30 protein-coding genes are annotated in these 26,868 nt (G+C 64.0%); 19 read left to right on the top strand and 11 right to left on the bottom strand.

Going from position 1 to position 26,868, the window contains the following annotated elements:
* Positions 1-642: 642 nt before the first annotated feature.
* Complete coding sequence (rpsT, locus tag ACXJL8_RS01285; protein WP_354224559.1) at positions 643-909, bottom strand: 30S ribosomal protein S20; 267 nt, start codon at positions 907-909, stop codon at positions 643-645.
* A gap of 392 nt (positions 910-1,301) precedes the next feature.
* Between rpsT and ACXJL8_RS01280 the strand changes: the two genes are divergently transcribed.
* From ACXJL8_RS01280 to ACXJL8_RS01270, 3 genes are all read left to right on the top strand, one after another.
* On the top strand, positions 1,302-1,619 hold the full coding sequence (locus ACXJL8_RS01280) for a hypothetical protein (RefSeq protein WP_027563964.1): 318 nt from the start codon (positions 1,302-1,304) through the stop codon (positions 1,617-1,619).
* Between the two features lie 158 nt (positions 1,620-1,777).
* On the top strand, positions 1,778-2,434 hold the full coding sequence (msrA, locus tag ACXJL8_RS01275) for a peptide-methionine (S)-S-oxide reductase MsrA (protein WP_456618464.1): 657 nt from the start codon (positions 1,778-1,780) through the stop codon (positions 2,432-2,434).
* Positions 2,435-2,702: 268 nt separating this feature from the next.
* Positions 2,703-3,449: a polysaccharide biosynthesis/export family protein gene (locus ACXJL8_RS01270; protein ID WP_456618463.1), complete on the top strand. Its 747-nt coding sequence runs from the start codon at positions 2,703-2,705 to the stop codon at positions 3,447-3,449.
* A gap of 146 nt (positions 3,450-3,595) precedes the next feature.
* Here ACXJL8_RS01270 and ACXJL8_RS01265 read toward each other — a convergent pair whose 3' ends face one another.
* The 4 genes from ACXJL8_RS01265 to ACXJL8_RS01250 form a co-directional block, all read right to left on the bottom strand.
* Positions 3,596-4,075, bottom strand: coding sequence for a hypothetical protein (locus tag ACXJL8_RS01265; protein WP_456618462.1), 480 nt, complete (start codon positions 4,073-4,075; stop codon positions 3,596-3,598).
* A gap of 220 nt (positions 4,076-4,295) precedes the next feature.
* The gene (locus tag ACXJL8_RS01260; RefSeq protein WP_456618461.1) at positions 4,296-4,967 is read right to left on the bottom strand and encodes a dienelactone hydrolase family protein; all 672 of its coding nucleotides are present in this window, start codon (positions 4,965-4,967) and stop codon (positions 4,296-4,298) included.
* A 183-nt stretch (positions 4,968-5,150) separates the two neighbouring features.
* Positions 5,151-5,492 carry a hypothetical protein gene (locus tag ACXJL8_RS01255; RefSeq protein WP_456618460.1) on the bottom strand — a complete coding sequence of 114 codons (342 nt, stop codon included), beginning with the start codon at positions 5,490-5,492 and terminating at the stop codon, positions 5,151-5,153.
* A 20-nt stretch (positions 5,493-5,512) separates the two neighbouring features.
* Complete coding sequence (locus ACXJL8_RS01250; RefSeq protein WP_456618459.1) at positions 5,513-6,277, bottom strand: alpha/beta fold hydrolase; 765 nt, start codon at positions 6,275-6,277, stop codon at positions 5,513-5,515.
* A gap of 369 nt (positions 6,278-6,646) precedes the next feature.
* Between ACXJL8_RS01250 and ACXJL8_RS01245 the strand changes: the two genes are divergently transcribed.
* The 3 genes from ACXJL8_RS01245 (at position 6,647) to ACXJL8_RS01235 (ending at position 10,952) form a co-directional block, all read left to right on the top strand.
* Positions 6,647-7,138: a (2Fe-2S)-binding protein gene (locus ACXJL8_RS01245; protein WP_456618458.1), complete on the top strand. Its 492-nt coding sequence runs from the start codon at positions 6,647-6,649 to the stop codon at positions 7,136-7,138.
* A complete protein-coding gene (locus ACXJL8_RS01240) occupies positions 7,135-9,417 on the top strand; it encodes a molybdopterin cofactor-binding domain-containing protein (protein WP_456618457.1) in 2,283 nt (760 codons plus the stop codon). The genes ACXJL8_RS01245 and ACXJL8_RS01240 overlap by 4 nt, the downstream gene beginning before the upstream one ends.
* A 440-nt stretch (positions 9,418-9,857) precedes the next feature.
* Complete coding sequence (locus ACXJL8_RS01235; RefSeq protein WP_456618456.1) at positions 9,858-10,952, top strand: HD-GYP domain-containing protein; 1,095 nt, start codon at positions 9,858-9,860, stop codon at positions 10,950-10,952.
* 101 nt (positions 10,953-11,053) lie between these two features.
* Here ACXJL8_RS01235 and ACXJL8_RS01230 read toward each other — a convergent pair whose 3' ends face one another.
* Positions 11,054-12,634 carry an AMP-binding protein gene (locus ACXJL8_RS01230; protein ID WP_456618455.1) on the bottom strand — a complete coding sequence of 527 codons (1,581 nt, stop codon included), beginning with the start codon at positions 12,632-12,634 and terminating at the stop codon, positions 11,054-11,056.
* A gap of 215 nt (positions 12,635-12,849) precedes the next feature.
* Complete coding sequence (locus ACXJL8_RS01225; protein WP_456618454.1) at positions 12,850-13,260, bottom strand: VOC family protein; 411 nt, start codon at positions 13,258-13,260, stop codon at positions 12,850-12,852.
* Positions 13,261-13,386: 126 nt separating this feature from the next.
* On the opposite strand from ACXJL8_RS01225, the gene ACXJL8_RS01220 reads away from it, so the two are divergent.
* The 6 genes from ACXJL8_RS01220 to ACXJL8_RS01195 all read left to right on the top strand — a co-directional run bounded on the left by ACXJL8_RS01220 (position 13,387) and on the right by ACXJL8_RS01195 (position 16,796).
* On the top strand, positions 13,387-14,361 hold the full coding sequence (locus ACXJL8_RS01220; RefSeq protein WP_456618453.1) for a Bug family tripartite tricarboxylate transporter substrate binding protein: 975 nt from the start codon (positions 13,387-13,389) through the stop codon (positions 14,359-14,361).
* A gap of 149 nt (positions 14,362-14,510) precedes the next feature.
* On the top strand, positions 14,511-14,786 hold the full coding sequence (locus ACXJL8_RS01215; RefSeq protein ID WP_456684498.1) for a DUF3551 domain-containing protein: 276 nt from the start codon (positions 14,511-14,513) through the stop codon (positions 14,784-14,786).
* A 146-nt stretch (positions 14,787-14,932) separates the two neighbouring features.
* A complete protein-coding gene (locus ACXJL8_RS01210; RefSeq protein ID WP_456618451.1) occupies positions 14,933-15,190 on the top strand; it encodes a DUF3551 domain-containing protein in 258 nt (85 codons plus the stop codon).
* A gap of 52 nt (positions 15,191-15,242) precedes the next feature.
* Positions 15,243-15,695 (top strand): ArsR/SmtB family transcription factor, encoded by a 453-nt coding sequence (locus tag ACXJL8_RS01205; protein ID WP_456618450.1) that lies wholly within the window; start codon positions 15,243-15,245, stop codon positions 15,693-15,695.
* Positions 15,695-16,039, top strand: coding sequence for an SRPBCC family protein (locus ACXJL8_RS01200; RefSeq protein ID WP_456618449.1), 345 nt, complete (start codon positions 15,695-15,697; stop codon positions 16,037-16,039). The genes ACXJL8_RS01205 and ACXJL8_RS01200 overlap by 1 nt, the downstream gene beginning before the upstream one ends.
* A gap of 22 nt (positions 16,040-16,061) precedes the next feature.
* A complete protein-coding gene (locus tag ACXJL8_RS01195) occupies positions 16,062-16,796 on the top strand; it encodes a DUF899 domain-containing protein (protein WP_456618448.1) in 735 nt (244 codons plus the stop codon).
* Positions 16,797-17,009: 213 nt separating this feature from the next.
* Here the strand turns inward: ACXJL8_RS01195 and ACXJL8_RS01190 are convergent, their stop codons facing one another.
* The gene (locus tag ACXJL8_RS01190; protein WP_456618447.1) at positions 17,010-18,260 is read right to left on the bottom strand and encodes a S1C family serine protease; all 1,251 of its coding nucleotides are present in this window, start codon (positions 18,258-18,260) and stop codon (positions 17,010-17,012) included.
* A gap of 201 nt (positions 18,261-18,461) precedes the next feature.
* On the opposite strand from ACXJL8_RS01190, the gene ACXJL8_RS01185 reads away from it, so the two are divergent.
* The 4 genes from ACXJL8_RS01185 (at position 18,462) to ACXJL8_RS01170 (ending at position 20,807) form a co-directional block, all read left to right on the top strand.
* Positions 18,462-19,079 carry a hypothetical protein gene (locus tag ACXJL8_RS01185; RefSeq protein ID WP_456618446.1) on the top strand — a complete coding sequence of 206 codons (618 nt, stop codon included), beginning with the start codon at positions 18,462-18,464 and terminating at the stop codon, positions 19,077-19,079.
* On the top strand, positions 19,066-19,440 hold the full coding sequence (locus ACXJL8_RS01180) for a transcriptional regulator (protein WP_456618445.1): 375 nt from the start codon (positions 19,066-19,068) through the stop codon (positions 19,438-19,440). The genes ACXJL8_RS01185 and ACXJL8_RS01180 overlap by 14 nt, the downstream gene beginning before the upstream one ends.
* Positions 19,441-19,467: 27 nt before the next feature.
* Positions 19,468-20,208: a di-trans,poly-cis-decaprenylcistransferase gene (locus ACXJL8_RS01175; RefSeq protein ID WP_456618444.1), complete on the top strand. Its 741-nt coding sequence runs from the start codon at positions 19,468-19,470 to the stop codon at positions 20,206-20,208.
* 113 nt (positions 20,209-20,321) lie between these two features.
* Positions 20,322-20,807, top strand: coding sequence for a Crp/Fnr family transcriptional regulator (locus tag ACXJL8_RS01170; RefSeq protein WP_456618443.1), 486 nt, complete (start codon positions 20,322-20,324; stop codon positions 20,805-20,807).
* 61 nt (positions 20,808-20,868) lie between these two features.
* On the opposite strand, the gene ACXJL8_RS01165 is transcribed toward ACXJL8_RS01170, so the two are convergent.
* The 3 genes from ACXJL8_RS01165 to ACXJL8_RS01155 all read right to left on the bottom strand — a co-directional run bounded on the left by ACXJL8_RS01165 (position 20,869) and on the right by ACXJL8_RS01155 (position 24,516).
* Positions 20,869-21,939: a hypothetical protein gene (locus ACXJL8_RS01165; RefSeq protein WP_456618442.1), complete on the bottom strand. Its 1,071-nt coding sequence runs from the start codon at positions 21,937-21,939 to the stop codon at positions 20,869-20,871.
* Positions 21,940-21,942: 3 nt separating this feature from the next.
* Positions 21,943-23,337, bottom strand: coding sequence for an MBOAT family O-acyltransferase (locus tag ACXJL8_RS01160; protein WP_456618441.1), 1,395 nt, complete (start codon positions 23,335-23,337; stop codon positions 21,943-21,945).
* 327 nt (positions 23,338-23,664) lie between these two features.
* Positions 23,665-24,516 (bottom strand): metallophosphoesterase family protein, encoded by an 852-nt coding sequence (locus ACXJL8_RS01155; protein WP_456618440.1) that lies wholly within the window; start codon positions 24,514-24,516, stop codon positions 23,665-23,667.
* 209 nt (positions 24,517-24,725) lie between these two features.
* Here ACXJL8_RS01155 and ACXJL8_RS01150 point away from each other — a divergent pair, with 209 nt between their 5' ends.
* The 3 genes from ACXJL8_RS01150 (at position 24,726) to ACXJL8_RS01140 (ending at position 26,782) form a co-directional block, all read left to right on the top strand.
* Positions 24,726-25,412 carry a DNA-3-methyladenine glycosylase I gene (locus ACXJL8_RS01150; protein ID WP_456618439.1) on the top strand — a complete coding sequence of 229 codons (687 nt, stop codon included), beginning with the start codon at positions 24,726-24,728 and terminating at the stop codon, positions 25,410-25,412.
* A gap of 132 nt (positions 25,413-25,544) precedes the next feature.
* Entirely contained in the window at positions 25,545-26,273 is a 729-nt protein-coding gene (locus tag ACXJL8_RS01145; protein ID WP_456618438.1) for an SDR family oxidoreductase, read from the top strand.
* A 215-nt stretch (positions 26,274-26,488) separates the two neighbouring features.
* Positions 26,489-26,782: a hypothetical protein gene (locus ACXJL8_RS01140; protein WP_456618437.1), complete on the top strand. Its 294-nt coding sequence runs from the start codon at positions 26,489-26,491 to the stop codon at positions 26,780-26,782.
* Positions 26,783-26,868: the final 86 nt, after the last annotated feature.

Below are 26,868 nucleotides of genomic sequence, written 5' to 3'. Positions count from 1 at the left end.
TCACTAAGCGGAAAGACTCGCAACGGAATTGATTCACACTTGAGGCATCAAAAAACTTGATCTGCGTTAACGCCCCGCGTGAGTTGTTCACAGGCTTGAGAGCAAGTTTTTGAATCAGCGTGTAGAATCGAGAGCGCGACGCGTTGTGTGACATTTCCCGAACGGCGGCCAAAAATATTTTACAAAAGCGTCACGCGAGTGCCGCGTGACCTCATTTTCCAAATGCTTGGCGTCGCTATGTGGATAAGTGATTATCGACGCATCGCTTTTTGAGTCTCGTTTCGCAGGGTAACTCCACTGCAAGATGCACTCCAGTGAATCTACGGTGTGCAGAACCTTCTTGCGCAGCAATTGCATTTGTGCCCGTCCCGCAGGGCTTTTCGCAATGCGGTGAAAGTTTCCGCGATGGCAAAATCACCGCCGAGCAAAGCGCCAAGTAAAACTACGGAACGAAGATTATGACAGCGACGCGAGTCTTCCAACGGAAGATTGGTCGCCCCAACGAACGCAAGCGTGGATAGTGACAGGCAACAAAAAAGCCCGGCATGATGCCGGGCTGATTGATGATCGCGATCATCGAGGAATCGATCGATGACGTCGCCAGCTGACTTGTCAGCTTAGCTGTCAGATCACGTCGCGAGTTTACTTGGCGAGCTTGGCGATCTGCGCGGTGAGCCGCGAGACTTTGCGGCTGGCATTGTTCTTGTGAACGATGTTGCGCTGCGCGGCGCGCATCAGGGCGGGCTCGGCATTCGCCATCGCCTTCAGCGCGGCGGCGCGATCGCCGGTCTTGATGGCTTCCTCGACGGTGCGCACGGCGCCGCGCATCTGGGTGCGGCGCGACTTGTTGACGGCGGTGCGGCGGGCGATCTTGCGCGTCGCTTTCTTGGCGGAAGTGGTGTTGGCCATGGTCTCAAATGTCCTCTGCGGTAACCGGTCGCGTCTTGATCGGGTGGCGCCGGCTGCTTGACCGCGTAATCGACGCTCGGATTTAGGGTGTTCGGTTCAAGGCCGTTCCTGGAACATGAGCGACAGCCTTGCGGCCGTCTCTGAGGCTCAAACTCAAAAGAGCCTGCAACTGCTCAAAGAACAGCGGCGGCAGGATTGCGCCCGCCGCCAGTTGGCGCCCTTATAGAGGGGGTCTGCGGCACCGTCAACGCTTTCAAGGCCCGGAAAACAGGCCTTGAGCGGCCTGGATGAGGGCCGTAACGCCCTGATGAGGTTGAATTTCTGCCGTCTCCCGGCTATTGGCTGGCGACGATTTAAGGGTCGTCCGGTCGGATGATCATATAAGGTGGGGCATGATCCGCGGCTTTTTTCGACTGATTGGGCTGTTGCTGCTCGCAGGCGGTTTCATCTTCATGGTCTATGACGGCGCCCGCTGGGTCGCCGATCAAACCCTGCGGTTCACCCGGTTCGGCCAGTTCTGGAACGACATCAACCAGGCCAGCCAGTCGGCGTTTCGGACCTGGGTCGAGGCCAAGGCGCCCTGGCTCTGGACCTCCGTGATCCGCCTTGTGCTGGATCAGCCGGTTTTCGCCGTCCTCGGTATTCTGGGCATCCTCCTGATGATCCTGTTCCGCCCGCGGAAACCCCTGATCGGCTATTCCCGCGACTGAGCCTTGCGCGCAATCGGCGGCGTAACAGGGCTGCCCCTTGCTGCGTAAAAGCCTATATTCCCACTTGATCGCGAGCACGCCGCCCGAGCGCCTAGCTCAGCCTATCGACTCAGGCTATCGACTTGGGCGGCTGACAGCTCGTTTCGGAGATCCGACCCATGCTGTTCATGCGCAAGACCACCGCATTGCCGAGCGCCGCGGAAGCGCTGCCGGGCCGTGCGCAGGCCATTCCGACTGCGACCACCCATTTCGTCAACGGCGCGAAGCTGCAACCGCCTTATCCCGCGGGCCTCGAGCAGGCCGTGTTCGGGCTCGGCTGCTTCTGGGGTGCCGAGCGCAAGTTCTGGGAGCTCGGCGATGGCGTTTACACCACCGCCGTCGGCTATGCCGGCGGTCACACGCCGAACCCGACCTATGAAGAGACCTGTTCGGGCCGCACCGGCCACACCGAAGTGGTGCTGGTCGTGTTCGATCCGAAGAAGATCTCCTACGAGAAGCTCTTGAAGACGTTCTGGGAGAGCCACAACCCGACGCAGGGCATGCGCCAGGGCAACGACGTCGGCACGCAGTACCGCAGCGCGATCTACACGTATTCCGATGCGCAACTGAAGGCGGCCGAGCAATCGAAAGCGCTCTATCAAAAGGCGCTCGCTGCAAAAGGCCTCGGTGCCATCACCACCGAGATCGCGCCCGCCGGCGCGTTCTACTTCGCCGAGGACTATCATCAGCAATATCTGGCGAAGAATCCGGCCGGCTATTGCGGCCTCGGCGGCACCGGCGTGTCGTGCCCGAGCGGCGTGGGCGTGAGCGCGTAGGCCAGCTCCGGACTCGCTGCACCTCTCCCGCTTGCGGGAGAGGTCGGCRCGTTCCGGGCGATGCGAAGCATCGTCCCGCGCGCCGGGTGAGGGCTCTMTCCTCTGGGGGACTATCCCGTTGTGGAGACACCCTCTCCCCAGCCCTCTCCCGCAAGCGGGAGAGGGAGCGCACTGTGGCCGTTGCTCGCAGCGACCAAGCTCCCCTCAACGCTTTATTAACCATACCCGGTGCATCACTTGAGCTGTCTCGTTTCGAGGGATGGCTCCGGTGCCGGTTGCACGCGCGTTTCGATGGTCGATCTTGTCAGCGTCCTTGGCAGCGTCCGCCACGCTTGCCCTCGGCGGCTGCATGCAGACCGCTGGCCCCGTCGCGGTGATGCAGCCGCGCGCCGATCTCGACTCCATGGCCTATGGCCAGCCCTACAGCGCCCCGCAGCCGGTTGTCGTTGCCGACGGTGGCGGCGCCATCGGCGCGCTGCGCAATTCCTTTGCTTCGGCGCCCGCGCCCATGGCTGTCGGCTACGCCGCGCCGATGGCGGGGCCGGGCCGTTACGACGCCTCCTATCATCTCGATGCCGGCGACAAGCTCCGCGTCGTGGTCTACGGCCAGGAAGGTCTCACCAACAGCTACGCCATCGATGCCGGCGGTTCGATCACCATGCCGCTGATCGGCGCGGTGCCGGCGCGCGGCCGCACCACGGCGGGGCTCGCCGGCGAAATCGGCGCACGGCTGCGCAACGGCTATATCCGCGAGCCCTCCGTGGCGGTGGAGATCGACGCCTACCGTCCGTTCTTCATTCTCGGCGAAGTGTCCGCGCCCGGCCAATATCCCTACGTGCCGAACATGACGGTCGAAAGCGCGGTCGCGATCGCCGGCGGCTTCTCGCCGCGCGCCAAGCGCGACGTGGTCACCGTGACGCACACCGAAGCCGGCGGCGCGATGCGCGCCGTGGTGCCGCTCGGCACGCCCTTAAGCCCCGGCGACACCGTGTTCGTCGGCGAGCGCTGGTTTTAAATCTACTTCACGCCGTCATTCCGGGGCGATGCGCCAGCATCGAACTATGGTGCGCGGTTGCGCACCTGAGAATCTCGAGATTCCGGGCTCGCGCTACGCGCGCCCCGGAATGACGGCGTGAGAGGAGCGCGCGCTACATCCCCACCTCATCTCCTGAAATCAAGCCGCCCATTCGGAAAACACCCGTCTATCCGCGCGGCATCGACCACGACCCCGACCCAGGGCCGCGTGATCGCGGGCGTGGTCAGGTTGATGTATTTGCCGACCAGCCGACCCGCGCCGTCGCGTCTTGCGTCGATGAGGCCGTGCCGGCGGCCATCGTCCCAGTCGAACCGCAAGTAGAGCCGCTCGCCCACGAGCCGCACGTCCGCGCGGCCCTGCTTCCATTTCTCCGGCGCATCGCCGGCAATGGTCGGATCGGCGCCGCCATTCCAGCGGCTTAGCCACGTGCCCTCGAGCGGATCGGGCGCGGGGATCGCCGCCCAATGAGCCGCATTGCCGTCGGCTGCGTCGCCGGCCAGCGTGGCGGTCGCGGCGTAGTCCATCACTTCGCGATCGTTGGGCTCGGGGACGTCCATGGCTCCGAACGGATTGCGAATGACGAGGTGCGTGATGGCTTGCTGCATGACGATCTCCGGCGTGAGTTGGCTTGATGACCAGCTCTAGCGCCGGGTGCCAGGCAACAGCCACCCGGTTTCCGCTTTGAGGGGCGCAAACCTCTCCCCTCGTCATTCCGGGGCGTGCGTAGCGCGAGCCCGGAATCCATAACCCCAGTTCGTGGTTATGGATTCCGGGCCTGCACCGCTTCGCGGCGCATCCCGGAATGACGGAAGAGAGATGTGCGCCTTATTTCAAATGCGTCGCGAAGAACGCCATGCTGCGCGGCCAGGCGATGTCGGCGCTGGCCTTGTCGTAGCTCGCGCGCTCGTCGCAATGGAAGCCGTGTTGGGCGCCCGGATAGACGAAGACCTCGACGTCGGGCCGCTTCGCCTTGACGGTCTCGACGTCGGTCAGCGGGATGCCGGAATCCTTCTCGCCGAAATGCAGTTGCGTCGGCATTTTCGGCGTCTCGTCGGCGAAGCGCACGACCGCGCCGCCATAATAGCCGATCGCGGCTTTCAGCCCGGACAACCGCGTTGCCGCGACAAAGGCGACGCTGCCGCCGAGACAGAAGCCGATGATGCCGACGGGGCCGACATTCTTCACCGCATCGATCGCGGCCTGGGTGTCGCGCAGCATCGCCGCCCAGTCCGGATTGGCGACGAACTTGCGCGCTTCCGCGACCTCATCGGGCGAATAGCCCGACTGGAAGTTGGGCGCGGTGCGGTCGAAGATCGACGGCGCGATCGCGACATAGCCCTCCTTGGCGAGGCGGTCGCAGACCGAGCGAATGTGGTGATTGACCCCAAAAATCTCCTGGATCACCACCACCGCGCCCTTCGGCGCGCCACTCGGATCGGCGCGATAGGCGCCAAGCGCAAAATTGTCGGAGGCCGTCAGTTTGATGTCCTGTCCCACGCGGGTTGTCCTTCTTGGTTGAGTGTTGATCTGGAGTCTCGCTCTCTCCCCTCATCCTGAGGAGCGCGCCCTTGCGCGCGTCTCGAAGGATAGAGGCCGTGATGCTTCAGCGTGGCCTTCATCCTTCGAGAGGCTTGCTTTGCAAGCTCCTCAGGATGAGGGGAGGCGGCTATGTGGCCGCTCTCACTCCCACATCCAGTTCTCGCCGTAGTCTTCCTTCCACCCCGCCAGCCGTCCGTGGCGGAATTGCAGGAACAGGCGATGACGGTAAGGGATCAGTCCGCTGCCGCCGATGTTGCGCAGGGCGAGGTAGACCTCGTTGCCGGGACGTCCGCGGACATATTGCAGGGGTTGCCCGAGGGCGCGTGCCGTCTGCCCGGCGTCCATGCCGAAGGCGAGCGGCGTGTTGTTCGAGAGGGTCTCGACGAAGGGCCGGCGCGGCGGCGTCCCACCGAACGGTTCGGCCTGCGCCGGCATCGAGAGAAGCGCCACCATTGCGCTCGCGGCCAACATCGCCTGCTTCATCGTCCACGCCCCTGTCTGGCCTATTCCGGCAAGTTCTTCAGGAAAGGCAGCACCGCGTCAACAAAAGCCTGCGGCTGATCGATGTTGACGGCGTGTCCGGCCGCGGGGATCACGACCTTTTGTGCGCCGGGGATTTTTGCCGCCATGTAGTCGGACGCCGCCAGGAACGGCGTGTCGTCGGCGCCGACCACGATCAGCGACGGCACCTTGATGTCGGGCAAGAGCTCGATGACGCGCGCATCGCGCTGGGTCAGCATGCCGCGTGCGGCCAGCGCCAGTCCCCTGGCGTTGCGATGGCTCGCGGTCGCGCGCTCGCGCGTCGCCGCCTTCAGCACATCGAGGCCTTCGCGATCAAATCTGTCGGCAGTGGCGAGCGCACGCGCGTTCCAGGCATCGCGCGCGTCGTCCTTCTTGAAGCCGGGCCCGGTGTCGATGATCAGCAGTGCGCGGGTGGCTTGCGGATGCGCGCGGGTGAAGGCGAGCGACATGTAGCCGCCGAGCGAGAGACCGCCGATGATGGCACGCTCAGTGCCGATCGCGTCGAGGATGGCCGCCATGTCGCCAACGGTGAGTGCCTCGCTGTATGCCGCGGGATCGTCCGGATAATCGGACTGGCCATGGCCGCGCATGTCCCACAGCACCAGTCTGTGGATCTTCGCGAGCGCGTCGATCTGGCCGTGCCACATCGCCGAGGTCGAGGAATAGCCGTGGGTGAGCAGCAGCGGCGGACCATCGCCGTGGACTTCGTAATAAATCCCGACGCCGTCTCGATTGATCCTTGGCATTGTTTCCCGCCTTTTCTCATTCACTCTAACCACGACGCCGCTGCACCCTCTCCCAAGGACGTCTGCGTCGGCGGTTAGCTCCACTTCACTTCGCCACACTCTAGCGCGCCAAGTAACCTCGAAGAAACCGCCGTGCCGCCATGGCATGCATGCTTGACGCGCTGTCTGTTGCGTTCAGTCGCTGCATCAACGCCGTTGTCGCAATGCACAACAAGCAGGCGTCATCTTTGTTTCGATCGATTCCAAATTGCGTTTGCCTCAACGGCTGAACCCGATCATTCTTGCGGCCAAGGCGGCCGCCAGTCCGGTGGGCGTCCGCTACAAGTTGCCGCCGTAAGCGGCTTCATGCACCGGCAAGGGAAGACGCCTATGCCAACTCTCACCATCAACGGGCGGAGTATGTCCGTGGATGCGGCGAACGACACGCCGCTCCTCTGGGCGATCCGCGAGCAATTGCAGATGACCGGCACCAAGTTCGGCTGCGGTGCAGGCCTGTGCGGTGCCTGCACCGTGCACGTCAACGGCGAAGCCGTGCGCTCGTGCCAGACCATGGTCGGCGATGTCGCCGGCAAGAAGATCACCACCATCGAAGGCCTTGCCGCCAAGGGCGATCATCCCTTGCAGAAGGCGTGGATCGCCGAGCAGGTTCCGCAATGCGGCTACTGCCAGTCCGGGCAGATCATGCAGGCGGCTTCGCTGCTTGCGAAGAATCCCAATCCGACCAAGGAAGATGTCGTGGCGCATATGGACGGCAATCTCTGCCGTTGCATGACCTATTCGCGGATCCAGAAGGCGATCATGCGTGCCGCGACCGAGATGCGCACTGCGTCCGCCTCCGGCAATGAGCGGAGGTCCACATGAATAAGCACGTGAACAACGTGACCCCCGAGACGACCGATCTCAGTCGCCGCTCGTTCCTCGTCGGCACCGCCGCGACCGGTCTCGTGCTCGGCTATGCCGGCGTGCCCGGCATTGGTGAGGCGCTTGCTGCGCCTTCAAACTTCGAGCCGAGCGTCTGGTACGCGATTGCGCCGGACGGTTTGGTCACCGTGACCTGCGGCAAGGCCGATATGGGCCAGCACATCGCCTCCACCATGGCGCAGATCGTGGCCGAAGAGCTCGGGGCGAAATGGAGCGACATGCGCGTTGCGCTCGCCTCCAACGATCCGAAGTTCAACGACCCCGTGCTGGGTGCGCAGATCACCGGCGGCAGCTGGTCGACCATGATGAATTTTGACGCGATGAGCCGGGCCGGCGCCGCCGGACGGATGGCCTTGACCGAAGGCGCGGCCGCCGCGATGGGCGTGCCGGCCGGCGAGCTCGTGGTGCGCGATTCCGTGATCTCGCATCCGAAGTCGAAGAAGCAGATGAGCTTCGCCGACATCGTCAAGAGCGGCAAGGCGACCAAGACCTTCACGCCGGACGAGCTGAAGGCGATCAAGCTGAAGACGCCGGACCAGTACACCATGATCGGCGTGTCGGTGCCGCAGCTCGACATCCCCGCCAAGACCAACGGCACGGCCAAGTACGGCATCGACGTGATGCTGCCGGGCATGGCCTATGGCGCGGTGGTGACGCCGCCGGTGCGCTTCGGCGCCACGGTGAAGTCGGTCGACGACTCGGCTGCGAAGAAGGTGCCGGGCTTCATCAAGGCCGTCACCCTCGACGACAAGACCGGCACCACATCCGGGTGGGTCGTCGCGGTGGCCTCCACCTATACCAACGCCAAGAAGGCAGCTGCGGCGCTGAAGATCGCCTATGACGGCGGTCCCAACGCAAAGCTGTCGAGCGAGTCGCTGCTCGACGAAGCCAAGCGGCTTCAGAAGCTGGAGGATTCCGGCCAGTTCTTCGTCAAGGACGGCGATCCCGCAGCCGCCTTCGGCTCGGCCGCGAAAGTGCTGGAGGCGGAGTACACCACCAGCATCAACATCCACGCGCCGATGGAGCCGATGAACGCCACGGCGGAGTTCAAGGGCGAGATCCTGCACATCTATTCCGGCAACCAGTTCGCGACACGCTCCGGCGCGATCGCGGCGGGTGCAGCCGGAATCGATCCGAAGTTCGTGGTGATGCACCAGATGTGGCTCGGCGGCGGTTTCGGCCGCAGGCTCGATGCCGACATGATGATTCCGGCGGTGCAGGCGGCGAAGGCGATCGGCAAGCCGGTGAAGGTGATCTACACGCGCGAAAACGACATGACGATGGATTTCTCGCGTCCGCTCACCTATCAAAAGGTCAAGGCCGGCGTGGACGGCGACGGCAAGCTCGTCGCGCTCAGCCACGACGTGGTCTCGGCCTGGCCGACTGCGCGCTGGGGAATCCCCGATTTCCTGACGCCCTCGGTCGACAAGAAGGGCCCGCTCGATTCCTTCACGGTGAACGGTGCGGATTTCTTCTACACCGTGCCCAACCATCATGTGCGGGCGATCAAGAACGAGATGGCGCACAACGCAACGCCGTCCGGGCAGCTTCGCTCRGTGGCGCCCGGCTGGACCTTCTGGGCGGTCGAAAGCATGATCGACGAGATCGCGGTTGCGGCCGGCAAGGACCCGGCGCAGTTCCGCATCGCGTTGCTCGACGGCAAGGGCAAGAACGACGGCGGCGCGCAGCGCTTACGCAACACGCTGCTCGCCGCGATGGGGCTGTCCGGCTACGGCACCAGGCAACTGCCGAAAGGCGAAGGCATGGGCGTCGCCTGCGTGTCGTCGCAGGAACGCGCGACCGCGAGCTGGACGGCGTGTGTCGCCCATGTCGCGGTGGCGCCCTCGGGCGAGGTGACCGTGAAGAAGCTCACGGTCGCAACCGACGTCGGCACCCAGGTGCATCCCGACAACATCCGTGCCCAGGTCGAGGGCGCGGCGCTGTGGGGCCTGTCGCTGGCGATGTACGAGAAGGCGACGCTGAAGGACGGTGGCATCGAGCAGACCAATTTCGACAGCTACACGCCCTTGCGCATGAGCCAGGTGCCCGAGGTCGCGATCGCCGTGATCGCCAATGGCGAGAAGGCCACCGGCGTCGGCGAGCCAGCGGTGACGGTGGTCGCGCCTGCCATCGGCAACGCCATCTTCAACGCCTCCGGCGCCCGCGTGCGGGCCTTGCCGATCACGGCCGAAGCCGTGAAGGGTGCGATGAAGGCGTGAGGCTGGTTGCGATTGCTGAATAAGATGATCCGCCGGGGGGCCAACCTCCGGCGGATTTGTTTTGGGGGCCGCCTCCACAATCTCACTGTCATGCGCCGCGAAGGCGGGGCATCCAGTACGCCGCGGCTTCTCGGTTCTAGCCGCGCCGTCTCGGAGTACTGGATCGCCCGGTCAAGCCGGGGCGATGACGGCGGCGGGCGGGGCGGACAGCGCCCTAAATTCCCCTTTGTCATCAATGGCCGTTCTACTGTGCATGGGGTTGTTTTCGCCATTTTTGACTGGAACCGCTGCGCGCGGCGGGATCCGTAAAATTGCGCGTAATTCCGCAGGGTTCCATTGAGCACGCCTCTTAAGGGCCGGAGAACCTGATCCGGCTTAGGCTGACGCACCTCAGTCCCGTGCTCTTCCGTTGCTCTTCTTCCGTTGCTCTTGGGGAAGCCATGAACGCCTCAGCCAAACCAGCCGCCAAACGCCGGCTTCTGCTCGCCTCCGATCGGAGCGACGAGAGCAGTGAGCTCGCCAGCATTTTGAAGGCCGTGGGCGACGTCGCGACGGTGACGACCCAGGAGATCCCCGAGACGCCCGCGCGCGATCTCTCCGGTCTCGTGGTCGACATCAACCTGCGCTCGCCCGAGAGCGTGCAGCGGGTTCGCAACAAGCTGCGCGGCGACGCCTATCGTGCGATGCCGCGGCTGTTCGTGCTTGCGGACGCCTTGCATCACGGCACCATGCAGGCCTGGGCGCTCGGCGCGACCGACACCATCTCGCGGCCGCTTCAGCCCGACGCCATTCTCCAGCGCATCCGCGCCGCCTTCCCCGATACCGCCACCTATGATGCTACCGATCGCGGCAAGACGCTCAACCGCGGCGTCGAGGCGGCGCATGCGGTGCTGAAGAAGATGTTCGAGAAGCTGCCGCTCGGCGTGCCGCTGACCTTCGACGACGTCATCGCGGCCGAGAGCAAGATCCTGAAGGCGATCAAGCACTCCTCGCTGCGCGAGTGGCTTACCACCGTCGGCTGCCACCATGTCGGCAGCTATCGTCACTGCCTGTTCGTCACCGGCTTTGCGGTCTCCTTCTCGCAGCATCTGGGCATGCGCGAGGACGATCAGCGCCGGCTGACCCGCGCTGCGCTGCTGCACGACGTCGGCAAGGCCTTCGTTCCGTCTGTGCTGCTGGACAAGCCGGGCAAGCTCACCGACGAGGAGATGGCAGAGGTCCGCCAGCATCCGCGCCGGGGCTACGACGCGCTCGCAGCGCAAGGCGGTTTCCCGCCGGAGATGTTGGATGTGGTGCTGCACCACCACGAATTCCTCGACGGCAGCGGCTATCCCAACGGGCTGTCGTCGAACCAGATCAGCGACATCGTGCGGCTCACCACCATCGTCGACATCTACGCCGCATTGGTGGAGAAGCGCGCCTACCGCATGCCCTTCACCCACTCCCGCGCCTTCTCGATGATGGAAGGCATGGGCGGCAAGCTCGATCAGCAGCTGTTGCAGGCGTTCCGCCCGGTGGCGCTGGGATCGTTTTGACGACGGTGCCGTAGGGTGGGTTAGCGCGCGTAACCCACCACTTCTGTCTCCGCGGATACCAAAGAGGTGGGTTACGCCTTCGGCTAACCCACCCTACAAGATCACCCCACCATCTTCCTTAGCTCCGCCTTCGCCACCTTCTCCAGCGTCGAGCGCGGCATGTCGTCGACGAGGTGGATCTCGCGCGGCAGCTTGAAGTCGGCGAGGCCCTTGCGGCAGGCGGCCATCACGGCGTCGTGCAGATCGGGCGGCGCGCCGGCGACGCCGCCATGCGGGATGATGAAGACCACCGGCACCTCGTCCAGCATCGGATGTTTCTTGGCGACCACTGCCGCCTCGCGCACGCCGGGGACGAGCGCGATCACCTGCTCGATCTCGGAGGCCGCGACGTTCTCGCCGCCGACCTTCAGCATGTCCTTGGCGCGGTCGCCGAACCTCAGGTAGCCGTTCTCCAGCCGCGTGATGCGGTCGCCGGTGACGAAGAAACCGTGCGCGTCAAAACTCTCGCGCGTCGCCGTTTCGTTGTGCAGATATTCGGCGAACAGCGACAGGCCGGCAATGCCCTTGATCGAAAGGTTGCCGGTGTCGCCGACCTCGGTCGGCCGTCCGTCGTCGTCGGTGATGCGGATCTGATATTCCGGCGCCGCGCGGCCGATCGACATCGGAATGTTGGGCTGGTCGACCTCGCCGACGATGCCGTGGGTGATGGTCTCGGTCATGCCCCACCAGCCGATGATCTTGACGCCGAAGGCGGCGAAGGCCGGCGGCTCGTTGATCGCGGTGCCCCACAGGCGGAATTTGTGGTCTGTCGGGATCTCCTGCTCGAGCAGCGCCTTCATGCAGAAGGGGATGGTCGAGGTCCAGGTCGAGCCGTGCTCGCGCGCCGTGCGCCAGAACCGGCTCGCCGAGAAGCGCGGCTGGATCACGCAGGATGCGCCGACCCACAGCGTCGCCAGCATGGAATAGGCCAGCGCATTGGTGTGGAACAGCGGCAGATAGGTCTGGTGCACGTCGCCCGCGTGAAGGTCCTCATGCGCGGCGTTGATCTTGGCGCCCCACAGCGCGTTGGCATGGGTCCACAGCACCGCCTTCGGGCGCGATGTCGTGCCCGAAGTGTATTGCACGCTGCACGGCGCGAGCGGATCGGCCGCGCGCCTGGGACGGTCCGCGCTGTCGGCAAACAGCGCCTCGAAACTGTCGCCGCGTGAAACCGCTTGCGCAGGCGCCGCGCCCGCGTCATGCGACGTCACCGCCATCCAGCGCAGATTGCGGCAGTGTCTGGCGATGGTCTCCGCATAGGCCGGCTGCGTGATCGCGGCGACGGCGCCGCAATGATCCGCGAAATATTCCATCTCGGCCGGCGCCGAGCGGGTGTTGGTGGTCACCGCGATGGCGCCGAGTTCGACGCAGGCAAACCAGGCGAGCATCGCCTCGATGCAATTGTCCAGGTGAATGAGCACATATTCGCCGGGCCTGACGCCGCGCTTGGCCAGCCCCGCGGCCAGCGCGCCGACCCGCTCGTGAAACTCGCCATAGCTCCAATGCCGCGCCGGCGCATCGAACGGCGCCCAGATCAGGAACGGATGCGAGCTGCGGACCTCGGCGCGCATCCTGAGCAGCCAGGGCACGTCGAGCCCTGCGAACGGGCCGACGATTCCGGCCGGTGCTTGCGAATTCGGCATGTGTCCTCCCGTGCAGCCTGTTCTTGAGGGCGGCTGCTTAAGTTGCCGGGAGTCTTTTTGCCATTGGATGGCGCGGGGAGCAAATGTCTGCCTTGTCATTCCGGGGCAGCCCGCAGGGCTGAACCCGGAATCTCGAGATTCTCAGGTGCGCAACCGCGCACCATAGTTCGGTGCTGACGCACCGCCCCGGAATGACGAATACTAATCAGCGCGCCTCAATCCTCGTACGACGAAATCTCGATCAGGCTGCCGTCGGGATCCCTGCAATAGACCGAGCGCAGCGTGCCGCGGGCGCCCTGCTTGGGAACCGGGCCTTCCTCGATCGCGACGCCGTGTGCCTTCAAATGCGCCACCACCTCGTCGGGCGATGCGGAGGTGAGGAAGCACAGATCCTCGCTGCCGGCAGTCTGGTGCTCGGCGGTGAACCACTCCACCTTGTCGGCATCGCGCGGCCGGACGTTGATCTTCTGGTTACCGAATTGCAACGAAGTCCGCGGCGCTTTGCCGCCGCCGGGCTCGAACACCTTGACTTCCATGCCGAGGATCTTGCGATACCACTCGCAGGTCACCGCGACGTCGGCGACGTTGATCACGAGGTGATCGAGGGCTTCGACCTTGACCGGCATGCCTAATCCTTTCGTCGCCATGTGAGTTGCGCACTTTCCGCGTGCTGCGGGCTTTGTTACAACGCCGCTGACGACGCTTTCAAGATATCTGGCTTTCAAGAACAACACGTTGGGAGAACCCTTGAGATGATCACTCGCCGTACCGCGCTGGGCCTGCTTGCCGCCACTCCTCTTGCAGCCAGCCCGCTGTCGAAGGCGCTTGCCGCCGACTATCCGGCTCGCCCGGTGAAATGGGTGGTCGGCTATCCGCCGGGCGGGGCCACCGACATCCTGGCGCGGCTGATCGGCCAGCGGCTGTCGGAAAAGTTCGGCCAGCAATTCGTGATCGAGAACAAGCCGGGCGCCGGCAACAATATCGGCACCGAATCCGTCATCAATGCYGAGCCCGACGGCTACACGCTGCAACTGGTCAATCCGGCCAACTACATCAACGCAACGCTCTACGCCAACCTCAAGTTCAACTTCGTGCGCGACATCGCGCCGGTGGCCTCGTTCCAGCGCGTGCCGAACGTGATGACGGTCAACAAGGACGTGCCGGCCAAGACCGTCGCCGAGTTCATCGAATACGTGAAGGCCAATCCCGGCAAGGTCAACATGGCCTCCTCGGGCAACGGCACCTCGGTGCATCTGTCCGGCGAGATGTTCATGGCGATGACCGGCTGCAAGATGCAGCACGTGCCCTATCGCGGTGCCGCGCCGGCGATCACCGACATGCTCGGCGGCCAGGTGCAGGTGATCTTCGACAACATGCCCTCGATCATCCAGCATATCCGCTCCGGCAGCTTGCGCGCGCTCGGCGTCACCACGGCGGAGCGCTCGGCGCAGCTGCCCGACGTGCCGACGATCGGCGAGACCGTGAAGGACTACGAGGCCAGCGCGCTGTTCGGCATGGGTGCGCCGAAGAACACGCCGAAGGAGATCATCGCCAAGCTCAACAACGAGATCAACACGCTGATGAAGGAGCCGGACATGACCAAGCGCCTGGTCGAGCTCGGCGGCGAGCCGCGGGTGCAGACCCCCGAGGCCTTCGGCGAGGAGATCAAGGCCGAGACCGAGAAGTGGAAGAAGGTCGTCGAGTTCGCCGGCCTCAAGGTCGAGTAGCGAACTTGTGATTGGCCAGAATCCAGCCCTGCCGCAAGGCAGGGCTTTTTTCTTTGTGCCTTGCCCCGTCAGTCCGGAATAAAACGGCGCGGCGAAACCTGATGATAGATGGCGCCGTATCTCGCGCCGTGAACAGAGGAGTTGGGATCATGCGCAAGATGCAATGGGCGCTGCTGGCGCTCGGCGCGACGGTCCTTGCCGGTTTCGTCGACGCCACTCCCGCGGCGGCGCGCGACTATCCCTGGTGCGCCCAGGGCGGGGAATACGACTATCCCGGCGAATGCGCCTACAGCACCTATGAACAATGCCTGGCCAGCGTCTCGGGCCGGCTGCTGTACTGCGGCCCCAATCCGCTGGTCGCTTATGGCCAGATGCAGCAGCCGCGGCCGCCGGCGCGATCCAAACGGCGCGTCAATCCGTACTGAATCCCGACGGGTTGATGGTGCCTTTCGTTGCGTGGCGAGGGTGCGATCGCGTCGATTCCAGGGTGTCGCGCTGGAATAAACAGGCCTCCCGGAACCTCACTCTATGCGAGGCGCGCGTTCACGCGGTAAGCACGGGAGGTCAGGTCATGCGCAAAACGCAATTGGCGCTCGGCGTCATAATCCTTGCCGGGGTCGCCGGTACGTGCCCGGCGCAGGCGGATTCTCCCTGGTGCATCGCTGATTCCGAATTTGGCTATCCCGGCGACTGCTCCTATCAAACCCGTGAGCAGTGCCTCTTTAGCGTGTCAGGCCGCAAGGGATATTGCCTGGAGAATCCTCGCTTCATCCTGAGAAGCTCGCCGCAACAGCCGGCGCCACGCGGGCGGCGCGGTTCGCTGTACTAGCCGCACCGGGTTCCCGCTTGACGCTTTCAGCTTTGCGCCTATACTAAACCACATGGTTAAGTATCAGGACGAGACGCTGGACCGGACTTTTGCGGCGCTGTCCGATCCGACCAGGCGTGCACTGCTTGCGCGCCTCGGCGGAAAGGACAGCCTGTCGGTGAGCGAGCTGGCCGCGCCGTTTTCGATCTCGCTGCCGGCGATCATGAAGCATCTCGACGTTTTGACGGATGCAGGCCTGATCGTGCGGGAGAAGACCGGGCGCACCGTCTCCTGCCGGCTCACCGCGCAGCCGATGGAGCAGGCGATGAACTGGCTCAATCGCTACGCGCAGTTCTGGTCCGACAATCTCGATCGCCTCGCCGCCTTTGTGGAGGACGACCCATGGCCAACGCAGCCGTCAACGCCGATCCCCGTACAATCGAACGTCCAAGCCTCACGCTCACGCGCCGGCTCCGCGCGCGGCCGGAAAAAGTCTATGCCGCCTGGACGCAAGCCGAGCAGCTGATGCGATGGTTCGGCCCGCCGAACATGAAGCCGGCCACGCTCGACGCCGAGCTCGACGTCCGCGCCGGCGGCCGCTACCGCATCAGCTTCGTCAGCGACGACGGCGAATATTTCGAGGCCGGCGGCACCTATCGCGAGGTCGTGCCGAACGAGCTCTTGGTGTTCAGCTGGGCCTGGCACTCGACGCCGGAGCGCGAATCGCTGGTCACGATCTCGCTGAAGCCCGACGGCGCCGGCACCTTGATGATCTTTCATCACGCCCAGTTCTTCGACGAGACCGCACGCGACAACCATCAGCGCGGCTGGAGCTCGTTCTTCGACAAGCTCGACGTCTTCGTCGCCTGATCCCTGTCAAAAGGAGGATATCATGCAACACCATCAGATCGTCTCGCGCGAGCAATGGATCGCTGCCCGCAAGGCCCATCTCGCGCACGAGAAGGAGTTGACGGAGGCGCGCGAGCGGCTCGCCGAGGAGCGCCGCGCATTGCCCTGGGTCAAGGTCGACAAGACCTACGTCTTCGACGGGCCGAACGGCAAGGTGACGCTTAGCGAGCTGTTCAAGGGACGCCCGCAGCTCGTGGTGCAGCACGTGATGTTTGCGCCGGACTGGGACGCCGCGTGCAAGAGCTGCTCGTTCTGGGCCGATGGTTTTGAGCGCATGGTGCCGCATCTGGCCGCGCGCGACACCACCATGGTCGCGGTGTCGCTGGCGCCGGTCGCCAAGCTCGAGGCCTTCAAGACGCGGATGGGCTGGAGCTTCGACTGGGTCTCCTCGGGGAGCAACGGCTTCAACCGGGATTACGGCGTGACGTTCTCGCCCGAGCAGATCGCCACGGGCAAGCCGCTGTACAATTTCGATACCACGCCGATCTACGGCCCCGAGCTGCCCGGCATCAGCGTGTTCTACCGCAACGAGGCCGGCGAGGTCTTTCACACCTACTCATGCTTCGCCCGCGGCCTCGACATGATGAACACCGCCTATCAGTATCTCGACCTCACCCCGCTCGGGCGTCACGAGGAGGGGCTGCCCTATCCGATGGATTGGGTGCGGCTGCGTGACCAATACGAGCCGCAGGCGAAGGGGGCGTGCTGTCACGGGTGAGGGGCGACATAGGACTACGCAGCCTGCGCCTCCGCTGGGCTCATTCCCTCGCCGTCATCCTGAGGTGCTCGTCCTGCGGTGCACCGCAGGACGAGCCTCGAAGGGCGACGGCCCGGCTGCATCCCGGCCGTTCATCCTTCGAGGCTCCCGGCGCGATGCCTGGCATCGCGCCGCTCGCACCTCAGGATGACGGGGCTGGTTGTTTTGGCAGTCTCACCGCTTCGCGTCCGCCTGCTCCGTGCCGGTGCACGAGATCAGCATCGTATAGGCACGCGCGTTGCCGGCGATGTCGGTGGTCTTGAGCTCGCCCTTCGGCTCAGCGGTCTGGTAGGGCACCACGCTGTTGTCGAGGAAGTCGCGCAGTGCGCCGGTCTTGATGGCGAAGTTGATGTTTTCGGTGAGCTGTCCGGTGACCTTGATCATGCTGAGAGCGTTGAGCTTGGCCACGACGACGCCTGCCACCTGACCGGACATATCGAACAGCGGGCCACCGCTATTGCCCGGCTGAACCGCCGCGCTGATCTGGAGACGTCCGGTGTGGTTGCGGTAGCCGCTCAGTGAGCTCACGATGCCCGTGGTCACGGTCAGGTCCGAGGTGAGAAAACCGTGCAAGGGAAAGCCGATGGCCACCACGGAATCGCCGGAATGCATCGAGCGGTCACGGATCCTCGCAAAATCCCTGAACGTGGCCGTCGTCGGCGCTTGCAGCAGCGCGAGATCATTGGTCGCATCGCTGGAGACGACCCGCAGCACCATCACGGCTTCACCGGCGAGATTGCCTTTGATGTCCCCGACGCAGCCTTCGATCACATGTTGATTGGTGACGATGTGCCCGTTGGGGCTGACTACGAAACCGGTGCCGGTGAAGGTTCCGGTCCGTCCCGGTTTGGTGGCAGGAGGCGTGCCTTGCTTCTCCGCCGTCGCGGCCGGCTTCGCCGCTCCCTTTGTAAAGTCGCCGGCCTTGTCGAGCCCGTCGGCTTTCACCCTGGTCACGCAATTGGCCAATGCGGCGATCACCGGCCCGGTCGAGGTCAGATCGAAATTCAGAACGGCGCGGCCGGCCGTCGCCACCATCAGGCTCGCCTTCTGAAACGTACGCACGACAGTGAGCGGCATGATGGCCGTGAGCATGTTGGGCTGGTACGCCGTGGCGAACAGCCTGGCTTGCTCCTGCCCGTCAAAGGTCACGTCGATCGCGGCGTTCTCGCCCTTGTTGAAGTGGTAGCTGGGACTCGCAAAGGCGAGCGACCATGTGCCGGCGGCATTTTGGCTCACGACGAGGATGATGCCGTTCGCATAAGGCGTCGTCGCCGCGCAATGGGAGAAGGCGCCCGTCTCGTCATTGCTGAAGGCGCCGCCGATCCAGTTGCCGACATTGACGCTGCCGAATGGTCCTTTCGCATGCGCGATGCCGGCAACGATCACCTGCAACAGAGCTGCAACGACAAATGACTTAAGCCACATACCTGCCCCCGAAATGCTTTTGGATGCATCTTATCTGTGGGAGCGGGGGGCGTGCAACCGGCAGTTGTTGATCCGGATCGGGTCTCCTTCGAGCGACTTTCGCGCTTGCCTTTACTTTGCGACGCGATATACTTTGCAATACAAAGTAACCGGGCAGATGTTCCCGGATCGCTTGGGTGGAGCGAGGGTCTGGCGTTGCAGATGCGCGATCTCGACAAGGCACTGGCCGACATCGTGGCGATCCGCAGCCAGATCGCGGCCGGCACCGCGTTCCGCGGCTACGGCCCGGCGACGATGGCTGCGACCGGCGCGATCGCGCTCGTGACCGCGATGCTGCAATTCTGGCTGCTTGGCGATCCCACCAGCGAGCCGCTCGGCTTCTTTTTCGGCTGGTTCATTGCCGCTGCCCTTTCCGGCCTGATCATCGGGATCGAGATGCGCGCGCGCTCGCGCCGCCATCATTCGGGCCTCGCCGACGCCATGATCCACCAGGCGGTCGAGCAGTTCCTCCCCGCAGGCGTCGCAGGCGTCCTGCTCGCGGTGGTGATGTGGAAGTTCGCGGCCGAAACGCTGTGGCTCCTGCCCGGCCTGTGGCAGATCCTGGTGTCGCTCGGCATTTTCGCCTCCGTGCGCTCGCTGCCGCGCACCGTCGCGCTCGCGGGCGCCTGGTACTTCGTTTCGGGCTTTGCTGTGGTGGTGCTGGCGAGCGGGACCCATACGCTGTCGCCATGGACCATGGGCCTGCCCTTCGCGATCGGCCAGTCGATGATGGCGGCCATCCTTTATTTTGCGTCCGGAGACCATGATGCCGAAGACTGACAGCGCGCCCTTTTCCTATGAAGGGCTCGATCGCGTGATTCACGAGAAGGCGAGGCTCGGGCTTCTGACCTCGCTGATGGCGCATCCCAAGGGTCTGGCGTTCGCCGATCTCAAGCAGCTCTGCGGCCTCACTGACGGCAATCTCAGCCGGCATCTCGCCGTGCTTCAGGAGGCCGGCCTCGTCGAGGTGACCAAGGGCTATGAAGGCAATCGCCCGCACACCACCTGCCGCCTGACCAAGGCCGGCCGCCGCCGCTTCCTCGACTATCTCGCCGTGCTCGAGCGCCTGGTGCGCGACGCCGCCAGGGCCGCCGGCCGCGAGGCGCCGCCGCTCGGCCGCCTCAATATCATCTCGACCTGATCCCCTATTTTGACCGGAGACTTTGCAATGCAAAGTGACGTCACGTCCCAGAACGAGAAGCTTCATGTCGGCATCATCATGGACGGCAACGGAAGGTGGGCGACGCGCCGCGGCCTGTCGCGCGTGCGCGGCCACGAAGCCGGCGTCGAGGCGATCCGTCGCATCGTCGAGATCGCGCCCAAGCAGGGCATCGGCACGCTGACGCTCTACGCCTTCTCCGCCGACAATTGGCGCCGGCCCAAGGCCGAGGTCGCCGCGCTGATGACGCTATTGCGCTTCTACCTCGGCAACGAGGTGCAGAGTCTGGTGAAGAACGGCGTGCGCCTCACCGTGATCGGCCGCCGCGACCGCCTCCCCGACGGCATCGCCACGGCGATCGCGCGCGCGGAGGACGCCACCGCACACGGCAGGACGCTGCATCTGCGCATCGCCGTCGACTATTCCGCGCGCGACGCCATCCTCAATGCGGCTGCGAAGGCGGCGGCGCTGACCAACCTCACCCGCGAGGCGTTCTCGCAGCTCGTCACCGGCGAGGCCGGCTTGCGCGACGTCGATCTCATCATCCGCACCAGCGGCGAGAAGCGGCTGTCGGATTTCCTGCTGTGGGAAGGCGCCTATGCCGAGCTGCACTTCACCGAGCGGATGTGGCCCGAATTCGAGGCGAGCGACCTTGCGGAGGCGCTCGCATCATTCCACGGTCGCGAGCGTCGTTTCGGCGGCCTTCAGGCGATCATCCCGGAGGAGGTGCCTTCACTCTCCCGGGTGTGACGCCCGGCACGGAGAGGCGATCTGTTCGCTTGCGGCCGCATCAGGCACGAAACCCGCTGCATATTCCCACGGATCGTGCTCTAATGTCCTCTCGTGACGGGAGCTTTCGCAAGATGCGCGCAGTTCTGGATTATTGCACCGGCGGAACGGAGCGGCAGGTCACGGCCGGCACGCTCGTCGTCACCGAGGGCGGCACCACCGGCCATCTCTATGTGCTGATGCAAGGCAAGCTCGAGGTGCTGAAGGGCGAGATGGTGGTCGCGACCGTCACCGAGCCCGGCGCGGTGCTCGGTGAAATGTCGGTGCTGCTGGGACAGCCGCACACCGCGACAGTGCGGGCCTGCTCCGACGCGGTCATTTACGAATTCGAGGATGCAGCCTCGTTCCTCAAGCAGGAGCCCGGGGTCGCGCTGCTGATCGCAAAGCTGCTGGCGCAGCGGCTCAATGTCGCCAACACCTATCTCGCCGATCTCAAGCGCCAATATGCCGGACACGGCACCCATCTCGCGATGGTCGGCGACGTGCTCCAGAGCATGATCAACCTGCCGCCGCTTGAGGTCTCGCCAGGCTCGGATCGGCAATCCGATCCAAGGATGTAAGCCAGTCCGACGCAGCCTCGACCGGGAGCGCGGAGTTGGGAAGGCGTACCGGATCTGTCGATCAGTCACCGGTTGATCCTTGCAGGATTCCGCGGTCGGCCAGGGCCTTGGCAAGTTGCTCGGTGTAGATGATCCGGCTCCATCGGTGCAAATGCGCCGGATAACGCGCGTACAGGATATCCAGCATGACGTCCGGGGTATCCAGGAACTGCGATCGTTCGAGGCCCAGGAGGGCGGCAATCCTTTCACCTGCCTCGACGTGAAAGCTCTGCGGGCCGCCTTGGGCATTGAGAGAATTGACCGGCGCGATCACAAGGTAGACCTGCGAGCGGTCAAGCTTCGAAAGCGTTGCCGACAGGGAGCCTAGCGCCTTCTCGAATTCCGCGTTGATCACGAACGGCTTCGTCTTGGGGGTCGGCTTGAAGGGAACGTGCCCTTCCAGGGTGGCTCGGAAAGCCTGCAGCGAGGGAATGTCGAGCATTCGATTGGGATCGATCGCGCTGCCGTGCTCGCTCCAAATGGTCGAAATGAACTGGTCCTTGCCGCCATAATACACGCCATACGCGCCTGGAAGCGGATTGTAGACGGCTCGCTCCATCAGCAGCCGAATGTATTCGGCACCGCCGGCTGGAAACGTCAGGCTCGAAGGAACTTCGAAGCGGTCGGTCCTGATGAAACCCGGCCACTCGTTCCAACTTGGATCGCGCTCGTACTGGATTGGATTGAACACCAGGACCAGCTTCCTGGGTTGGCGCCCCCGCGCGATCATCTTGTCGAGCATGGCGGCATAACCATCCGGGCCGACAAAGCCGATCGTGCAGAACGACTCGACATCGGATCCCGGAAACGCGTGCATCAGGGTCGGGACATGAATCCCCAACAGACAAGAGCTGTCGCCGAGGAAGGCAAGATCAGCCGCGGGCAGTCGCTCCGCACGTCTGATCTGTTCCAGGACGATGTAGGTTTCGATGCCGCGAGACCATTGATGGTTGCTCTGCTGATAAATGTAATGTGCGATTCCGAGGATGAGAGCCGCCAATGCGGCAACCGGAACGAATCGACTGGCAACCTTTTGAATTGCGTCGGTCAATGGCCACTTTGCAATCGCCTGGATCGTGCGCTCGAGAAGCATGACCTAGAACTGAAAATAGATGAAGGTTGCGTTGACGTGCCCGGAGGCTGCGATCGTCACAGCCGCCAGCGCTGCGAATAGCGGGTACCTCACCCACACGGGCCGCTGGAGCAGAAAATAGTCCCCGCGCGATTGAAGCTGCCACTCCAGCAGCAACAGCGGCACGGACAAAGTCAGAATGGCGACTACGATGGCGCTGTGTACGGGCGCCCATTCCCAGTTCCTGAGCGCGCCCAGCATGCCCGCCAGCAAATCCCAATTGACCGCGCGAAACAGGAACCAGCCGATGAACACGACCAGCATGGTGAGCACCCAGCTTGCACTTCGCGCCGCTTTCGAAGTGGGCTCGCCTCCGCGCGACACCATCCGCCAGATCGCAAGCGCCAGGCCGTGAAGCAGTCCCCAAAGAACGAACGTCCACGACGCGCCGTGCCAGAGGCCTCCCAGCGCCATCGTCAACAGCAGATTCCGGTTCGTGATCGCTTCGCCGCGACGGTTCCCGCCGAGCGGAATGTACAAATAGTCGCGTAGCCAGGTGCTGAGACTGATGTGCCAGCGGCGCCAGAATTCGCTGATGGATGTCGACCAATAAGGGTAGCGGAAATTCCACGTCAATTCGAAGCCGAACAGCAGCGCGACGCCTTTGGCGATGAGACTGTATCCGTTGAAGTCGGCATAGATCTGGATACCGAATGCGATCGTGGCAAGCAGCACCGACCAGCCAAAGGGCTGATCCGAAACGAAGAGCGTGTCGACGATCGGCGCCAGACTATCCGCCACCACCACTTTCATGGCATAGCCGTAGATCAGCAGCCAGAGTGCGCGATCGGCATGATCAGACGTGAATCGCCGCGGCATCGAAAATTGATCCAGGAGATTGCTGGCTCTTTCGATCGGCCCCGCCACGAGTTGCGGAAAGAATGCCTTGAAGGCGAAAAACTTGACGAGGTTTGTCTCAGCGGCGTGCTTGCCGCGATAAACGTCCACCACGTATGCGATGCCCTGGAACGTGATGAAGGAAATTCCCAGCGGCAGGATAATGCGTAACGTCGGCAGATGGGGATTTAGACCCGCGCGGTGAGCGATCGCCCCGAAGGAATCGACAAAGAAATTGAAGTACTTGAATATCGCAAGAGCGGCGATTGCGGTCGCGACGGCGAAAAAGACCAGGAGATTCCGAACCTTCTCGCGAACGCTCGCGGCGATCAGAATTGCCGCAGCATAGTTGACGATGGAAATTCCGATCAGCAGGGACAGAAAACGCCAGTCCCACCAGCCGTAAAATACGTAGCTGGCTGCGAGTATGATGAAATTCTGGACCGCGAGCCTCGACGTGGCGTGGTAAAGCAGGAACGTCACGACGACGAGACCAAGGAACGGCACGGAAACGAAGGACATTGCAGGAGGCCGCTCTGGTTTACAAAGTGACCGCGACGCCGCTCAACATCCAGCTCAGTCTGGATAACGACACGGTCGAGAACTGCGGCTACGATTGATGCGGTGCGACCGGGTGTCCCGCGATGTCATGCGGGGACCAGGTGGCAGACTGTTCGTCAGCCATGACGCATCCGAGCCTGGCATCGGATCGGGAATTGGCGCCGGAGCTGCGTCTTCAATCGCCGCAGGGCGACAGGACGGGCCCGACGAGCACAGCAATTTGCATTTTATACCCCTATTGGTTTTATGGGTATCAAACCGCAACTTGGAGGAGAAATCAACAGGAACTCATAGACCCGCCCGCCCTTCGGACGGCCGCGTCAGCGGCGGAGCATCCGGCAACGGCGGATCGGCAATCCGATCCAGGGATGTAAGCCAGTCCGGCGCAGCCTCGACCGGGAGCGCGGGCCGCTTCAGCGGCGCGTCGAGATCGATCCACTGTGCTTCGCCCGCCGCCAGCCAGAACGCCTTGTTCGCATCGAGGTCCAGCACGATATGCGTCGGCGGACGGCCGTGCTGCAGTCCGGCGTTGAACACCCAGGTCGGGCCGAGCCGGTCGAACCACGAGCCGTCGGGGATGAAGGGTGACTGATGCACGTGGCCGGAGATCACCATCGCCGGCTGATACTGCATGATCCATTGCACCAGCTCGACATCGCCGAAGAAGCGCTTGCCGCCCCAGCTCGTCGGCGAGTCTGCCGGCGGCGCATGATGCGCCCAGATCCATCGCTGCGGCCGGTTGACGGACGCATCGCGCAGCTGGTCGACGAGGCGCTGCTTGACCAACGGTCCGTCCCACCACGGGCACACCGTGAACAGCGTGTCGCCGATCGACAGGCTGTCGCCGTCGCAGGCAACGCCAAGCTCGCGGACCTCCGAGATCCAGCGCGAGATCTTCTCGCCCTCCGGATTGCGCTCGTCGAGGTCGTGATTGCCGGAGCAGAGAATGACCTTGGTCTGCGCGGCGAGCAACGCGAGGTACTTCTTCACCACCACGATCTGGGCGCGAAAATCCACCATGGAGCCGATGTCGAGCGCATCGCCGGCAAAGATCACGAGGTCGAACTGCGGCGCGGCGCTGACCAGCCAGTCGAGCTGCGGCAGCGAATAGTGCAGGTCGGCCACGACCAGGCAACGCATAGAAAATCCGTGTATGAGACGTTGAAAATATTTGGGAATTGCAAAACGTCATCAAGCAAGAAGCAGTCCAGCATGGTCGCTTCTTCTGGTCAATCGGACGCGGCAAGCATGCTCCGGCGCCTTGGCGCGCGCAAGGGGCGGGGCGTCGCAGGGCTGGACCGGATCATCGAATTCTGGTGTCGTGGCGCGCCTTCAACGCGGGTGATCGCATGACCTCCTTCAAGACCATTCGCGCCCGCGCCGAAAAGCGCAAGGGCGGGCCGAAGGCGCTGGACAGTCTGATGCCGGCAAAGCCCGACCTGAAGCGGCTGGCCAGGCTCGGCGACGATCGCATCCTTGCCGAGATGACCAAGCGGGTGTTTTGCGCGGGCTTCGCCTGGAGCGTGATCGATTCGAAGTGGGACGGCTTCGAGGACGCCTTCCTGCGCTTCCAGCCGGCCAAGCTCAGCTTCCAGCCCGAAGATTATTGGGAAGGCCTGCTGCGCGATGTCCGCATCGTGCGCAACGGCGCCAAGATCATGTCGGTGCGCGACAACGCCGCCTTCGTGCAGGCCATCGCCAAGGAGCACGGCAGCTTCGGCAAGTTTCTGGCGAAGTGGCCCTCGTCCGACGAGATCGGCCTGCTTGACCTGCTCGTCAAGCGCGGCAGCCGTCTTGGCGGCAACACCGGCCAGATGCTGCTGCGCTTCGTCGGCTGGGACGGTTTCGTCGCGTCCAGGGATGTCGTCGCCTGCCTGCGCGATGCTGGTCTCGACATCGCCGAGGAGGTCAAGTCGAAGGGCGATCTCGCCAAGGTGCAGGCGCAGTTCAACGCCTGGGCCGAGGAGACCGGTCTGCCCTACACGCATCTGTCGCGGATCTGCGCGCTCTCGGTCGGCGAGAACCGGAGCGAATAGGATCTGCCGCGCCCTCGCGCGCGTCCTTGCCGCCGTGTTGATTTTCGCCACGAATGTCAAGTAGGCCGCGTGCGTGCGGCCGTGGCGGCAGGCATTCCGCCGCTGGCGGTGACGCGATCGGGAGGAGGCCCCATGGCAGGAGCATTGGAAGGCAAGGTTGCCGTCGTGACGGGGGCCGCGTCGGGCATCGGGCTGGCCAGCACCGAGGCGATGCTGGCCGCGGGCGCGCGCGTGGTGATGGTCGACCGCGACGCTGCGGCGCTGAAGGCGCTCTGCGACAGGCACGGCGAAGCGGTGATCCCGCTCGTCGTCGATCTGCTCGACCCCAAGGACTGCGCGACGCTGCTGCCAAAGGTTCTGGAGACAGCGGGCCAGCTCGACATCCTGCATGCGAACGCGGGAACCTATGTCGGCGGCGACCTGGTCGATGCCGACACCGGGGCGATCGACCGGATGCTGAACTTGAACGTCAACGTCGTGATGAAGAACGTCCACGACGTGCTTCCTCACATGATCGAGCGCCGGACCGGTGACATCATCGTCACGAGCTCCCTGGCGGCGCATTTTCCGACGCCGTGGGAGCCCGTCTATGCGTCGTCCAAATGGGCGATCAATTGCTTTGTCCAGACGGTGCGACGCCAGGTGTTCAAGCACGGCATCCGCGTGGGATCAGTCTCGCCCGGCCCCGTCATCAGCGCATTGCTCGCGGACTGGCCTCTCGAGAAGCTGAAGGCCGCCCGGGAATCGGGAAGCCTGCTGGAGGCCGCCGAGGTGGCCGACGTCGTGATGTTCATGCTGACGCGGCCGCGCGGCACGACGATTCGCGATGTCGTGATGCTGCCCAGCAATTTCGATCTCTAGGTGGCGCGTTGGCGCCGGAGCGCCAAAATGATGTGCACGGTGTGGCGATCGCGCGCCGAAGCAGCGGCGGATGAAACTCGCGATCACGAAATGAATTCTGCCGGAACATTTGTGCGTGGCACCCGTTCGGACGTTGAGCCAGGCGAGAAACGGCGCAGGGAACGCCCGCGCTGGCTCCAACCCATGAAACCCGACACGGCAAAACGGAGCAGCTCATGAAGCTAACGTCCGCACAGGTGAAGCAGACCGTCAATCAACTCGGCGCCCAGGTGCTGCCCGACGAGCATCCCGCCATGCCCCAGCTCAGCAGCATGTTCGGCGAGCACACGTTCTTCGTCGATGAAACGGGACTCAAGGTGCTCGAGCCCACCCCGTCGGCGGGCGCGGAGCGGCAGACCGGCGAGGTCGTCAGTCTCGCCGACTGGAGCGATTCGGAACTGACGCGCCTGACGGCACATGAGCCCGAGCCGACAGGGGTAATCGTGGTGTTCGAGCAGATGAAGCATTGATTGGCGCGGGCCGATCGACCTTTGGCGGTGGCGGGTCTGAAAATCCGCCACGCGCGCAAGGATGTCGCGTTCGCGGAGGGTCTTTC

Source organism: Bradyrhizobium sp. P5_C11_2 (assembly GCF_054049755.1).
Note: the sequence above shows the minus strand (reverse complement) of the source record. Positions and strands in the feature narration are given on the sequence as shown.